This is a genomic window from Tabrizicola caldifontis (assembly GCF_004762095.1).
Classification (GTDB): domain Bacteria; phylum Pseudomonadota; class Alphaproteobacteria; order Rhodobacterales; family Rhodobacteraceae; genus Tabrizicola; species Tabrizicola caldifontis.
In genome coordinates, this window is record NZ_SIJH01000031.1 from 1 (window position 1) to 13384 (window position 13384).

A 13384-nucleotide genomic window follows, 5' to 3' on the forward strand; every position below is an offset into this window, starting at 1 on the left:
GCAATGGGCGATCAGCTTCGCGCAACCGAAACGCTGCGCAGATCGCCCATTGCTCCGTCGGCGAAACAGCGCCAAGTTCAACAAAGGACTCTGGTGTCAGCCGGATGAGCATCGGGGGTCACAGCAGCGCCACAGCGAATGCCGTGCTCGTTTGTCTTGCATTTCTCACCTCTCAAATCGTAATGCTACTGTGAACTGGATCCGACCAGGTCGGATGGCTTCTCCGAGCGCCTATCCCTCGGCAACTGGCATGTCCCTAGGGCCAGTCTACTGGATTGCGCCTGATGCAGGCTCATCCACAGATACCAGAAAAGATTGCAAATGACCGACCCTGAAGAGTGCGACCGCACGATCCTGCTTATTGACGGCAGCCATGTTGACCGGCTTCGGTCAAAACTTGGACGCCCCCTCGATCTTGTGAAGCTGCGAGACTTCTTCGGCACCGAAAGTACACCCGCGCAAGCGTTCTATTATCGCGACGCACGTGACATCGACGAACATCATCGACTGCAAAGGTTCTTTGACTGGCTCGAAAGGCACGGGATCGAAATGCGTGGCTCGAAGGACTTTGCGGAGCCTTGGTATCAACGAGAGCGCTACGGTTCCAACCTCATTCAACTGGCCATCGATGCCGTGGATGCGGCGCATGACGGCGCCGCGCTTGTGATTGTCGCTGGTGACGCCAAGCTGATCCCTCTTTTCAAACGCCTTGAGGACATGGACGTTCCCGTGACCCTTGTATCAAGCCGGGCTGTTCCGGCCAGCATCGCACCGCCACCACCCCTGATCGACCTCGCGGAAGATTTTATCGACATCAACGAGGATGAACGATTCTTTCTTGCCCAAGACTAGAAAAGGGGCAGAAGCGACGCGGGATGCGGCGGCGCAGCATGAAACTGCAGCTTTTGGGTTGCCAAAGATGCAAGTTTGCGCGTAACAGGCCTGAGATAAGCATGGACCCGGTGCAAGCCCGGGTGGCTATTCTGGCCGCTGATCCGCCAGACCACCTGAACTGATACCAGATCACATCTCGACGCGTGGCCGGTCAGGCCCGGGTCGATCAGGAACGAATTTACATGATTTCACTCGACGCATACCGCGCCCAATGGCTTGGCAACATCCGTGGGGACCTGTTGGCAGGCCTCGTCGTGGCCCTTGCCCTCATCCCGGAAGCCATCGCCTTTTCCATCATCGCGGGGGTTGACCCGAAGGTCGGGCTCTATGCCAGCTTTTCTATCGCGGTGATCATCGCCATCACGGGTGGACGGCCTGGCATGATCTCGGCCGCCACGGCAGCCACGGCAGTTCTGATGGTCACGTTGGTTCGTGACCACGGGCTGCAATATCTGCTGGCCGCCACCGTGCTGGCCGGGCTTATCCAGATCGGGGCCGGGTTGTTGCGGCTAGGGTTTGTCATGCGATATGTGTCCAAGTCGGTGATGACCGGCTTTGTGAACGCCTTGGCGATCCTGATCTTCATGGCGCAACTGCCGGAACTTGATCCGACCAAGGTCACATGGTTGACCTATGTTCTGGTCGCGGCGGGCCTTGGGATCATCTATCTCTTTCCGCTGCTGACCAAAGCAATCCCGTCGCCGCTGGTTACCATCGTCGTGCTGACCAGCCTGACCTTGTTCTTCGGCTGGGACGTCCGCACCGTGGGCGACATGGGCGCGCTGCCCGACACGCTTCCGATCTTTTTGATCCCGCAGATCCCGCTGACGCTTGAGACGCTGATGATCATCCTGCCCTATTCCGTAGCGGTGGCGGTGGTGGGCCTTCTCGAAAGCCTGATGACGCAAAACATCGTCGATGATCTGACCGATACCAAGTCGAACCGCAATCAGGAGTGCATCGGCCAGGGCATCGCGAACACCGCCACAGGCTTCATCGGCGGCATGGCGGGCTGCGCGATGATCGGGCAGTCGATCATCAACGTCAAATCGGGCGGGCGCGGGCGTTTGTCAGCCTTTTCGGCGGGGGTATACCTGCTGTTCATGGTCGTCGTGCTTGGCGATCTTGTCAGCCAGATCCCGATGGCGGCTCTCGTCGCGATCATGATCATGGTGTCGATCGGAACCTTCTCCTGGTCATCACTCAAGAATCTGCGGCTGCATCCCCGTTCGTCGTCGATCGTCATGATCGCAACAGTGGTGACCGTGGTCTACACTCACAATCTCGCCATTGGCGTGTTGGTGGGGGTTCTGCTGTCGGGCATCTTCTTTGCGGGCAAGATCGCGCAGCTGTTCAAGGTCACGACCAGCATTTCCAAGGATGGGCGTGAGCGGACCTATCGCGTGGAGGGCCAGCTGTTCTACGGCTCGGTCGAGGATTTCATGAATGCCTTCGACTTCAAGGAAGCCCTCGACAAGGTCGTGATCGACGTCAGTGCCGCGCATATCTGGGACATCAGTTCCGTGCAGGCGCTGGACATGGCGGTGCTGAAGTTCCGCCGCGACGGGGCTGAGGTCGAGATCGTCGGCATGAACGCCGCCACCGAAACCATCGTCGACAAGCTTGCCATTCATGACAAGCCGGGCGCGATGGATCAGCTGATGTCACATTGAGGGAGGCAAACACCATGACCCAACAAGATAAGATCGTCGCCCTCGTGGACGGCTCCATCTACTCCGCCAGCGTCTGTGACCATGCTGCCTGGATATCGCAGCGTACAGGCGCACCAGTCGAACTGATCCATGTCCTGGGTCGGCGTGAGCTTGCTGATACGCATGATCATTCCGGCGCCATCGCCCTGGGCGCGCGGACGGCTCTGCTGAACGAACTGGCCGAACTGGATGCTCAGCGCTCCAAGCTGATGAGCCACAAGGGCCGGGCCATTCTGGAAGATGCCAGCGCCATCCTGGCCAAGTGCGGTGTTACCGACATCTCGACCCGTCTGCGTCACGGCGATGTGGTCGAAGCCGTGGCGGAAGTCGAGGCGGGGGCCCGCGTCATCATCATCGGCAAGCGCGGCGAGGACGCGGACTTCGCCAAGGGGCATCTGGGCTCCAACCTTGAACGTATCGTGCGCGCCAGCCACAAGCCGGTCTTCGTCGCGTCGCGAGCGTTCAAGCCGATCTCGAAGGTGCTTGTGGCGTATGACGGAGGTGCCTCGGCTATGAAAGCCGTTGATCACATCGCGCGCAGCCCTCTGTTTCAGGGGCTGTCCGTGCACATTGTGACGGTTGGCAGCAGCACGCCCGAGATCACGAAGGGTCTCGACAACGCGAAAGCGATGTTGAAAGCGGCGGGGATTGACGCAGACACGTCCATCCTTCCCGGCCAGCCTGAAACAGCGCTTGGCAAGCTGGTCGACGAGGCTCAGTTCGACATGCTGGTCATGGGCGCCTACGGCCACAGCCGCATCCGCAGCCTGATCATCGGCTCCACCACGACGGCAATGATCCGGTCCTGCAAGGTGCCGGTCGTCCTGATGCGCTAAGCCATGGGCGAGCCGACGCCAGAAGAGCTGAAGCAGCGGTTCCTTCCTCGCCTTCGCGAGGAGCTGGCATCCTTGCGAAAGGCCTCTGGTGAGACCGCCGAACACCGCAAGCCTGTCGAACTGGATCAGCAGAGTGTCGGCAGGCTCTCCCGAATGGACGCCATGCAGCAACAGGCCATGGCGGCGGCTCAGGAGGCACGTCGCCATGCCCGTATCCGCGCGCTGGAAGCGGCACTGCGGCGGTTGGACCGCGATGAGTTTGGCTGGTGTGACGCCTGTGGCGAGTTCATTGGCGAAAAGCGCCTCGACCTGGATCCGACGACCGTTCGCTGCCGGGATTGTGCCAAATGAACTGGCTGAGTGACCGGGTTAATCTGCAAGCAAATCACTCGCGCTTTGGCAGTGTGTTGGATGCAAGCGCTTCTCTGATCTGGCGTGGCAGCGGTGCGGTGAAGATCGGATGAGGTTAAGGTACTGGACAGCCCTGGTCGCGGTGGTTGGCCTTTCGGTTACGATCGCGGTGCGGGAAGCCAACAAGCCCCGACCCAGTCTTGCCGCACCGTCGTCCGATGGTTCCGCACAGGATCGCCTTGTATCGGAAGTCTTTGACAACGAGACACATGATGGATCGACCCAGAATAACCGCGAGGAGGGCACACCTCCAGACAACCTGATCGCCTGGTCCCGCGTCATCGGTCCAGGCGAAAACCTGGACATTCTGCTTGCCGAAGCAGGTCTTGAAGCGCCTATGCGGTCCGAAGTTTCTCGCGCGATCGGGGCTGAATACGACCTGCGCCGCCTTAAGCCGGGCTATCACCTGTCGCTCGAAATTGAATCTCACGGCTTGATCTGGAGCGCGACGCTCGAAGTCGAGGACGGCCAGCGTATTCGCGCAGTCTTTGGCGATACGCCGTCCGTCCGCACAATTCCACCGGAACTTGAGACGCTGGTACGGGCGGGCGAGGCAGAGATCGCCACGTCGATCTTTGCGGCCCTGGACGCCGCAAGCATTCCGACGAGATTCGCCACCGACCTTGAATTGATTCTGGATGGCACGCTTGACCTCAGGCGCGCGGTGACGGGCGGCGAGCACCTGCGGATCGTCTGGCGCGAGAACCGGCTGGGGGACCGGATCATCGGAGACCCCATAATTGACTATGCGGAAATCGATCTTGGCGAGGAGCGCTTTGAGGTGGTCTGGCCGGATGACGAAGCCAGCCACAGCCTGATATACAAGGACGATCGGCTTGTTCGCACATTCTATCAGCCGATCCCCGGCGCACGTCTGAGTTCATCTTTTGGGCTGCGGGACCATCCCGTTCACGGTGGCATTCGGATGCACAGCGGTATCGATTTCGCCGCCCCGTTTGGGGCTGAGGTGCGCGCAACACACCCCGGCACCATCGCCTTCATCGAGCGGAGGAGCGGCTACGGTCTGATGGTCGAGATCGAGCACTCCGGTAACATCCGCACGATTTATGCCCATCTGAGCGCTACAAGCGCAGCGATTGCTCCTGGTCAAAGGATTGCCGCAGGCGAAGAGATCGGTCAGGTCGGGTCGACGGGCACATCGACAGCGCCGCATCTGCACTACGAGATTATCGTGGATGGCACGCCGGTGCCGCCTCTGACGGGTGACAATTTTGAAGGAAACACGGCAGGGCGTCCAGATATCCTTTCCATGCAGGTGCTGCTCGATGAAGCGCGGGGCAAACTTACACGGGTATTGGCAAGCGAATTGCCCATGGGCCCCGATCAGGGTGGCTGACTCAGCCAACTGCCAGCTTTCAGTTCATTCCAAGTTCAATTCCCGAAACTCGAAAGCGGCTTTCTGAACCTGATACAGGTAAGACTCTGTCTGCAAGGCCGCATCCAGATCGAATAGCGCGATGTTGTAGCCCTGCTCGGCAAAGGCGCTCTTGTAGATCACCCCATCGAACCCCTCGCTTCGGAATACCTCAGCGATGATCTGGGTGGCCGCATATTCCGCGGTGTTGTCGCTGCGGGTGACAGGACGTGAGAAGGCGAAGTCGATGTGGGCCCAGACGCTGGCATCGATCCCTTGCGGATCCGGCAGATCCTCCGCCGGTGCTTCAGCGCCGTGATAGTGTGAACAATCGACAACCCGGACCGTGCGCCCGAGGGCAAATCGGGCAACAGACACGACTGAGCCAAGCCACGGCCGGACCTCGGACATGGCGACTTCACGCGACGTGGCCAGATAGAGGCAGGGAATTCCTTTCGGGTTGACCCGCCCCTCGTAGGCCCTGTCATTCAAGGGACGCATCCGCGCTTCCGGATGCGGGCCGCTGATGCGCCGGCCATCTGCATCGGTCGACCATTCGTGGCCCACTTGCGCGCGCCAGAACTCGTGGCCCTCGGCAAAGGTTTCGACCCGAGAGCGGCAGGTTTCGGCGACGGCCGCTAGAAAGCGATCTCCTGCCGCAGATCGCAAATATCGCCGCCGCTGCGAGACCTCTGCCTTGAAGTCCAGAAAATCCCTCGGCCCGTTGAAGGCCGACACCATTTTACCCGGTCCACCAGTGCCGGTCCTCGCTGATACGAGGCCCGTTTGACCTGCAGCGGGCAAGTTCAGATCCTGTATGTCAGAGGTTGCCAAGCATCTGCCCCTTGTCCAAGAGGGATGAGGTGGTTCCCAGAAGTGACGTCAACGCAAGCCGAAGCTCTGGTTGAAGGTCGGCCGTCGCGTCGGACGAAGGTGGCGTGGCATCCGACAAAGACAGAACGAGATGAAGCCTCAATCCAGGCGGTACTGCCAGGTCCAACTCTGCTGTGATCGCAGTCGAAACCCTCTCGTAAGCGCCAATCAGCGTGGCGACATCCGGCATTCCACCAAACCGGGCGATGTCCTCGAGGGCAGGCAACCATGTCGGCGAGATTGCATGAACGTGCAGGAGGTCGAGAACGGCTGCCGGGATTGCAACGCACCGCAATGCAATCTCGAACTCACCTCTGGCAGGGATGCGCAGGCCGCTTCCAAGGTCTGTGCGGCGTTCGACGACGGCTTCCTCGGCGATCCTGTCCAATTCGGCGGCAACCTTCGCCATAGCGGCTTCCACTGTGTCGCCAGAACATTCAAGGATCGAACCCTTGATGTGCCTCGGTTGGCGAACGAAGGCCCGCGCCGGTGCCCAGTTGTTGATGTAGCCACCCTTGATCACGTAGCGACCGTGGTCCCAAGCCTGAACCTGAGGCATCTGCAAACTCCCCCTGGATTTGAATGAAAAAAACGCGGCCAGTGGCCGCGCATTACCAAGGGAAGGTTCTGCCCGTGAAACGGGGCTCGGGCTGGACCAGCTGCGAAAACTGTCGTCTGACAAGCTCTGCGTCGCTCTGGCAGTCGACCTCGACATAGGCACGTTGTTCGATCCAGAATAGCCGATGCGTGCCCTCGGCAAAGTCCATCATGTAGCGATGCAGCTCTTGTGCTGTTTTGCGGCTTACACGTTCAGCCAAGGCGATTTTCTGAAACATTCAGTCTCCTTTCCTATCGAAGATACGATCACGCCCGAAAGCGGGAGCAGGTAAAAGGCTTTCTGGAAGTGGCACCTTCTGTGCAGCCTGCTGGCCAAACGGGTGCTTCTTCCCACCTCTCAGGTTAGCGGTGAGGGCCGGTGCTGGTCGGCCAACAGTGCCGCTGCATCTGGCATCAGGCGAGCGCAGGTTTGGCTTCGCACCGGAACCGAGCGATCGCGCCGTAGATCTTTTGCCGTGCTTCAGAGATCAAAGGCTGGCCCTTGGAATGGCGCTCGCGCTCCATATGCCGCCATGTCTTGCCGATCCGAACGCTCCAGCGGTCGCCGGAATCCTCGAAGAGGAACGGGACTGTCCCGTCAAGAACGCCTTTGGCGATGATCTTGTTGTTTTCTTCCAATATCTTGACCTTCAGGGCCATGCGTCTTCCTTGTAATCTTGTACCATGGCACCGTTGCCATGGGGACTGCGGACAGGTGCCCACGTCAATCGTGGCGACCTGTGCAGCGATGTTGCTGAAAATCGACGGCATTTCCTGAAATAGCCCGAGGGCGTGGAATGGCTGTCTGAAAATAATATAGGCGATCTGAGCGAAAAAATCTACCCCTTCGTGTTCGTCTCTGTTTGTCATGCTGCAGCCGTCGCGTTCCGGCCAGGTTCTGGCAGGATACCGACATCGCGCCCACACCGATCACGGTAAAGCGATGCATGGCTCGGGTGCAGGCAACGTAGAGCATGTTGCGGTCCATCTCGGTGCGGTAGGTCGCGGCATCAGCGTCGGTGATCACCACACGGTCAAACTCCAGCCCCTTGCCAGATGCCGGAAGCAGACGATGATCCCGTTCGAAAACCCGGTGCTGCCGTCATCCAGAAGCCGGGCGTCAATGACCTTCACGGCAAGTGCCGCGTGCAACCTTGCGGCCTGCTTCTGTGTCTTGGCCAGCAGGGCGAGACTGGAATGATCGGACTCCCGGAAGGCTGCCACTTCCCCCCCTATATGGCGGCGCACCATCATCCGGACCATCAGGTCTTAGAGAAACCGCGCTGCCTTTCGTCCTCCTAGGGCCGCGAGAATGGCAGCCACCACGAAATATGCGCTGATCCCGAAAGCCTGCGTTGGCATGTTGATCCCGGCGTCGATAAGCCAGCCGCAAACGCCGGGGCCTATCGCCGTGCCCAGCACCATGAACGCCCCGGTCATTGCGCGGATGCGGCCAAGGTTCGCCGTGCCATAGAACTCGGCCCAAAGCGCTGCGCTCATTGTCGAATGCGCGCCGACAGATAGCCCCATGAAGACGAGACCGACTGCCGCCGCGCTAAGGCTTTCCGCCCAGCCGACCAGACAATAACCAAGCGCCATCGGAAAAAGATAGATCCCGGCAATCCTGGATGACCCCACCCTGTCAACCAGCCATCCAGTGACCAGCATGCTTGCGACGCCTGACAGGGTGAAAACCGGAAACAGCGCCACCAAATCGAAATGCGCCCAGCCTTTGGTTTCCGCGAAATGTACCTGGTGGAAGAAGAAGGCTGTGTTCCAGGCAGCCGGCCCCAGAAGGGCCGGCAGTGTCAACCAGAAGAGCCAGTGCCGGAGCGCCTCTAGGCGCGTCCAATTGCGGCCTTGCATCCCAACCGCGCTGCTTTCGCGCGCCATGGCCTGTGGGGTGCGCTCAGCTTTCAGGATTATCGTGATGATGACTGCGGCGATCAGCAGGAGCACGGACGCGACCAGCCACAATGTTCGCCACTCGAACCAGCCCATCAGACCCACAAAGGCAAGAGGCAGGGCAGCCTCACCCACGGCCACACCTAGTCCAGCAATCGAGATGGCACGTCCGCGCGTCGCTACAAACCAGCGCGACATGGCGACCATCGCGGTCTGCCCCATCATCCCCTGTCCCATCAAGCGCAGCAGGAACACGGCGATTATGAGTGTTACAACCTCGGTTGCGAGCGTCATCAGGGTTGTCGCAAAGGCAAGGCCGCACAGGATGACAGGCCCGATCAGTCGCACGCGAAACCTGTCGGTCAGCCCGCCGACAAAGACCATCATGGCTGCAGATGCCATTGTGGCAACAGCATAGACCCCGCCCCAGGCAGCATTGCTCAGTCCGAACTCGGCTCGGATGTCGCCCGCGAAGATCGCAATAAAGAAGGTCTGCCCGAAGCTGGAAGCAAACGTCAGTAGAAACCCGGCAAAGAGCCAAGGTGCGTTAACGTAAAGAAAGCCAGTCAGTCTGACCAAAGGTCATTCTCGCCGCGGGTAATCATTTGATGAATTCTGCTGTGTCGCTCGCTGCTGGATCACTGGAACAGTGTCGGCTTCCCTTTAGTGCCGCTATCAGAACTGAGACGGGAATGAAAGCGTGCGACAACCTGTCAAGAGAAAAGCGCAGCCTTTGGGTGCTCCGGCTGCTGCAAGCAGCTACCTTGATGGAGGCTGCATGCGGCGTCCCGCTGAACCAAAGGTGTTTTTTTGGGAGAAGCATGTCGTTCAGCCGCTGCGCCCCCCTCTCTGGTTCCTCCCCGGCCCTGAACGTATGCGGGGGGGCGCAGCGCGGCGGTTCGCTAGCGTGAGGCGTTTTCACCGGGGAAGCCAGGCGGAAGCCACCTTGCGCCTTGATGCCGGAATTCTTGAGTCAGATCAGCGGTTTGCGGAATCACGATCCGGCCGGAGTGGATTCCCGGCGGGAAGCCAGGGAAGCCACCTTCGGGGAAGCCAGGGGGCGAGAAGCCACCCCTGGAGGCCAATTCGTCAGAAGCTTTTGAATCCGCTTCACTTTTCGGGTTGACAGACCTGCCCCCATTGACCTACCCCTTGATCATCGACGAATTGCGCCCGGAGGAACCCCCTCGCGGGCGCTTTTCATTTCCCCTCCCCCACATCCCGAGCCCCATCCCATGGACCTCGTCTTCGCGCCGAGCCAGGTTGAGTCTTGGCCGATTGCCCGGCTGCGCCCCTATGCCCGCAATGCCAAGATGCATGGCGACGACCAGGTGGCGAAGATCGCCGCAAGCATGGCCAAGTTCGGCTGGACCGTGCCCTGCATGGTGGCCGACGACGGCGAGCTGATCGCAGGCCATGGCCGGGTGCTGGCCGCCACGATGCTCGGGTTGACCGAGGTGCCGGTGATCCGGCTCAGCCATCTCGACGAGGCCGAGCGCCGGGCCTACCGGATCGCTGACAACAAGCTGACCGAACTGGGCGAATGGGACGAGGCGATGCTGCGCGACGAGATCGCGGGGCTGCTGGCCGAGGATTTCGACCTGACGCTCTTGGGCATCAGCGACGATGACCTCGACGCGCTGCTGCGGGATCCCGAGGCGCTGGGCGGGGAAGGTCCGGTCGAGGGCGAGGACGATGTTCCGGAACTGCCGGTCTCACCGGTGTCGGTGCCGGGCGATCTCTGGCAGCTGGGCGCGCATCGGCTGATCTGCGGCGACAGCACCGCGGCCGATGTGGTCGGACGGCTGCTCGGTGACGTGCGCCCCCTGCTGATGGTCACCGATCCACCCTATGGGGTGGAGTACGATCCCTCCTGGCGCAATCAGGCCGGGGCCGCGAAAACCAAGCGCACCGGTAAGGTGCTGAACGACGACCGCGCCGACTGGCGCGAGGCATGGGCGTTGTTCCCCGGTGACGTCGCCTATGTCTGGCATGGGGCGCTGCACGCCGCGACCGTGGCCGACAGCCTGACCGCAGCAGGTTTCGCCATCCGGTCGCAGATCATCTGGGCAAAGGACCGGCTGGTGCTCAGCCGCGGCGACTATCACTGGCAGCACGAGCCCTGCTGGTATGCGGTGCGCGCCAAGGGCAAGGGTCATTGGGCCGGGGACCGCAAGCAGACGACGCTGTGGCAGATCGCCAACCGGGATCAGGATGCTGACACCGTCCACGGCACGCAGAAGCCGGTCGAGTGCATGCGCCGCCCGATCCTGAACAACTCCAGCCCCGGCCAGGCGGTCTATGAACCCTTCATGGGATCCGGCACCACGCTGATCGCAGCCGAAACTACGGGGCGGGTCTGCTTTGGGATCGAGTTGAACCCGGCCTACGTCGATGTCGCCATCGAGCGCTGGCAGTCCTTCACCGGTCAGGAGGCCGTGCTGGCAGAAACCGGCGAAACCTTCGCCGCCCTCAAGGCGAAGCGGCTCGCCGCATGAACGCGCCCCTCCTGCCCGGCCGGATCGAGCACTGGCCGCTGGCCCGCCTCCGCCCCTACGCGCGTAACGCCAAGACCCACGACGCCGACCAGGTGGCGAAGATCGCCGCCAGCATGGCCGAGTTCGGCTGGACATCCCCCTGCCTCGTCGCGGCCGACGGCGAGCTGATCGCGGGCCACGGCCGGGTCCTGGCTGCGGCGCAGCTCGGGCTGGCCGAGGCACCGGTCATCGTGCTGGGCCATCTGACCGAGGCGCAGCGTCGCGCTTACCGGATCGCCGACAACAAGCTGACCGAACTGGGCGGATGGGACGAGGCGCTGCTGCTCGAGGAATTGCGCGGGTTGATGACCGAGGACTTCGACCTAGGGCTGATCGGGATCCCCGAGGGCGAGCTGGACGCGCTGCTGAACGATGCCGACGACCGCGCGCCCATCGACGATGACACGGCCGACACCATTCCCGAGACCCCGGCTGATCCGATCACCAAGCCAGGCGACATCTGGGCGCTGGGCGATCATCGCCTGATCTGCGGCGATGCCACCGACCCGGGCGTGGTGGCCCGCCTGATGGACGACGCGCAGGCGTCGCTGATGTTCACCTCCCCACCCTATGCCCAGCAGCGCGACTATGGCGCGGCGAAGGTGAAGGTCGGCGATTGGGATGCGCTGATGCAGGGCGTCTTTGCCGCAGCGCCCGTCACTGCCGATGCCCAGCTGCTGGTGAACCTCGGTCTCGTGCACCGCGATGGCGAATGGATCCCGTATTGGGAGGGCTGGGTCGACTGGATGCGCGCGCAGGGCTGGCGGCGCTTTGGCTGGTATGTCTGGGACCAAGGGCCCGGCCTGCCCGGCGACTGGAACGGGCGGCTGGCACCGTCGCACGAATTCATCTTCCACTTCAACCGCCAGCCGCGGAAGCCGAACAAGACGGTCGAAAGCAAGCACGCAGGCGAAACCCTCGGCGGCGGCGGGCTGCGCGGGGCCGACGGCACAGTCCATCGCAAGACCGGCTACGGCAACGCGATACAGAGCCATCGTATCCCGGACTCTGTGTTCCGGATCATGCGCCACAAGGGCGGGCTGGGCGCCGCCGGATCGCACCCGGCCGTGTTCCCCGTGGCGCTGGTGGAGGCGGTGCTGGAGTCCTTCACCGACCCCTGCGACCTGGTGTTCGAGCCCTTCTGCGGCTCTGGCACCCAGCTGATCGCCGCGGAACGCACCGGGCGACGCTGCTGCGCGGTGGAACTGGACCCGGCCTATTGCGACGTCGCCGTGCGGCGGTGGGAGATGGCGACGGGACGGAAGGCAACGAAGGGACCGGATTGATCGAGGGCCGTGCCGTCAGATCACGGCAAGCAGTGGCGACAAATCATTTGCCTTGGCCAGTTTTCGGACATGCGCGGGATAACAGTTCCCCATTCCAGAACTGATCCGATGAGTTTCGCGAGCCTGTGCGTTAGTCAGCAGGAAGAAGGTCGGCGTGATCGTTCTCAGGTCGAGTTCCACGAAGAGAAAGAAATCTGCTTCACCCTTCGTACCGAGGTCGACGGGCCAACGCGTAATTTCGGTGGGGCGTTCCAGGAACTGTCGGGTCTTTACCTCTATGGATTTCGCCTCCCCGTGGACGACCACGATCAGATCGTGTCCCGGCGCGCCCTCGGGACTGATGTAGGCGGCAAGCCCAAGCGTGTTCAGCTTCGCCAAGGCAAGCAGTTCACCAAGAGTTCCGGCCTGTTGATGGGATAGCTTCTGCAAAGCATTTAACTCCATTTTGCGGCAGCGTAGTCGTCGGCTGTGCTCGAGTTCAATAGCGCGCTGTGAATGGTCAAGCGCTTGCACTTCTTGGGCCAGTTGCCCTGCCGGATCAGACCGGATGAGAGGCCGGTGCCAGGTTATGTCTTGCACAGGGCTTGAACCTGCCGTCGCACCCGATAGGCTTCTGCAAAGACGCAAGAAATTCGGAACAAAGCCGATGTCACCACTGGATGATTTTCCCGCAGGAAGAAAACGAAAGCCTGGGAGCGTCAGGGGACTGGAGGCGCTTGGACGCGAGCGTTTGTCCCGACACTTCTTCATGCGCGATTTTCTGTACTCCGAGATCGGGAACTTCTTCCAAATTCAGAATATCCCCGACGATCCCAACCTCGCCCTTTACACCTGTTGATTTCCACCCAGAACTGAGCCGGGTTTTCCATCGAGAAGTGAGCCACCTCTGATTATGGATTTCGGCTCAGGCTGGGGTCAAGGCATGGCTGTCTTCCTTCTTTTTGCGGGTCGCTGCGGC

Annotated in this window: 15 protein-coding genes and 2 other annotated features; of the genes, 7 read left to right on the forward strand and 8 right to left on the reverse strand. The window is 61.2% G+C overall.

The genetic code is table 11. The features are described from left to right. Window positions 1-194: 194 nt before the first annotated feature. Window positions 195-248, forward strand: a sequence feature (sul1 is cis-regulatory element that is thought to sense ions involved in sulfur or methionine metabolism; They are found in Alphaproteobacteria). A 73-nt stretch (window positions 249-321) separates the two neighbouring features. The 5 genes from EYB42_RS16670 to EYB42_RS16690 all read left to right on the forward strand — a co-directional run bounded on the left by EYB42_RS16670 (window position 322) and on the right by EYB42_RS16690 (window position 5210). Further along, complete coding sequence (locus EYB42_RS16670) at window positions 322-852, forward strand: NYN domain-containing protein (RefSeq protein ID WP_135451211.1); 531 nt, start codon at window positions 322-324, stop codon at window positions 850-852. A gap of 100 nt (window positions 853-952) precedes the next feature. Beyond that, window positions 953-1008 (forward strand) — a sequence feature (sul1 is cis-regulatory element that is thought to sense ions involved in sulfur or methionine metabolism; They are found in Alphaproteobacteria). Between the two features lie 68 nt (window positions 1009-1076). After that, window positions 1077-2567, forward strand: coding sequence for a SulP family inorganic anion transporter (locus EYB42_RS16675; protein ID WP_135451212.1), 1491 nt, complete (start codon window positions 1077-1079; stop codon window positions 2565-2567). 14 nt (window positions 2568-2581) lie between these two features. Beyond that, complete coding sequence (locus tag EYB42_RS16680) at window positions 2582-3442, forward strand: universal stress protein (protein ID WP_135451213.1); 861 nt, start codon at window positions 2582-2584, stop codon at window positions 3440-3442. Window positions 3443-3445: 3 nt separating this feature from the next. Next, on the forward strand, window positions 3446-3793 hold the full coding sequence (locus EYB42_RS16685) for a TraR/DksA family transcriptional regulator (protein WP_135451214.1): 348 nt from the start codon (window positions 3446-3448) through the stop codon (window positions 3791-3793). Window positions 3794-3902: 109 nt separating this feature from the next. After that, complete coding sequence (locus EYB42_RS16690; protein ID WP_135451215.1) at window positions 3903-5210, forward strand: M23 family metallopeptidase; 1308 nt, start codon at window positions 3903-3905, stop codon at window positions 5208-5210. 24 nt (window positions 5211-5234) lie between these two features. Here the strand turns inward: EYB42_RS16690 and EYB42_RS16695 are convergent, their stop codons facing one another. The 7 genes from EYB42_RS16695 to EYB42_RS16725 form a co-directional block, all read right to left on the reverse strand. Beyond that, entirely contained in the window at window positions 5235-5969 is a 735-nt protein-coding gene (locus EYB42_RS16695; RefSeq protein ID WP_135451216.1) for an RES family NAD+ phosphorylase, read from the reverse strand. Between the two features lie 79 nt (window positions 5970-6048). Beyond that, window positions 6049-6660, reverse strand: coding sequence for a hypothetical protein (locus EYB42_RS16700; protein ID WP_135451217.1), 612 nt, complete (start codon window positions 6658-6660; stop codon window positions 6049-6051). A gap of 52 nt (window positions 6661-6712) precedes the next feature. Beyond that, window positions 6713-6937 (reverse strand): hypothetical protein, encoded by a 225-nt coding sequence (locus EYB42_RS16705; protein WP_135451218.1) that lies wholly within the window; start codon window positions 6935-6937, stop codon window positions 6713-6715. A gap of 175 nt (window positions 6938-7112) precedes the next feature. Next, the gene (locus tag EYB42_RS16710) at window positions 7113-7358 is read right to left on the reverse strand and encodes a hypothetical protein (RefSeq protein WP_135451223.1); all 246 of its coding nucleotides are present in this window, start codon (window positions 7356-7358) and stop codon (window positions 7113-7115) included. Window positions 7359-7422: 64 nt separating this feature from the next. Continuing rightward, entirely contained in the window at window positions 7423-7728 is a 306-nt protein-coding gene (locus EYB42_RS17850; protein ID WP_167851057.1) for a hypothetical protein, read from the reverse strand. Next, complete coding sequence (locus EYB42_RS16720; protein ID WP_135451219.1) at window positions 7722-7922, reverse strand: hypothetical protein; 201 nt, start codon at window positions 7920-7922, stop codon at window positions 7722-7724. Before EYB42_RS16720 ends, EYB42_RS17850 begins: the two co-directional genes overlap by 7 nt. Before the next feature lie 45 nt (window positions 7923-7967). Next, entirely contained in the window at window positions 7968-9182 is a 1215-nt protein-coding gene (locus tag EYB42_RS16725; RefSeq protein ID WP_135451220.1) for an MFS transporter, read from the reverse strand. A 656-nt stretch (window positions 9183-9838) separates the two neighbouring features. Here EYB42_RS16725 and EYB42_RS16730 point away from each other — a divergent pair. Beyond that, window positions 9839-11101, forward strand: coding sequence for a site-specific DNA-methyltransferase (locus EYB42_RS16730; RefSeq protein ID WP_135451221.1), 1263 nt, complete (start codon window positions 9839-9841; stop codon window positions 11099-11101). Beyond that, window positions 11098-12426, forward strand: coding sequence for a site-specific DNA-methyltransferase (locus EYB42_RS16735; RefSeq protein WP_135451222.1), 1329 nt, complete (start codon window positions 11098-11100; stop codon window positions 12424-12426). Before EYB42_RS16730 ends, EYB42_RS16735 begins: the two co-directional genes overlap by 4 nt. A 15-nt stretch (window positions 12427-12441) precedes the next feature. Here EYB42_RS16735 and EYB42_RS17515 read toward each other — a convergent pair whose 3' ends face one another. Continuing rightward, on the reverse strand, window positions 12442-13176 hold the full coding sequence (locus tag EYB42_RS17515) for a hypothetical protein (RefSeq protein ID WP_205910007.1): 735 nt from the start codon (window positions 13174-13176) through the stop codon (window positions 12442-12444). Window positions 13177-13384 lie beyond the last annotated feature (208 nt).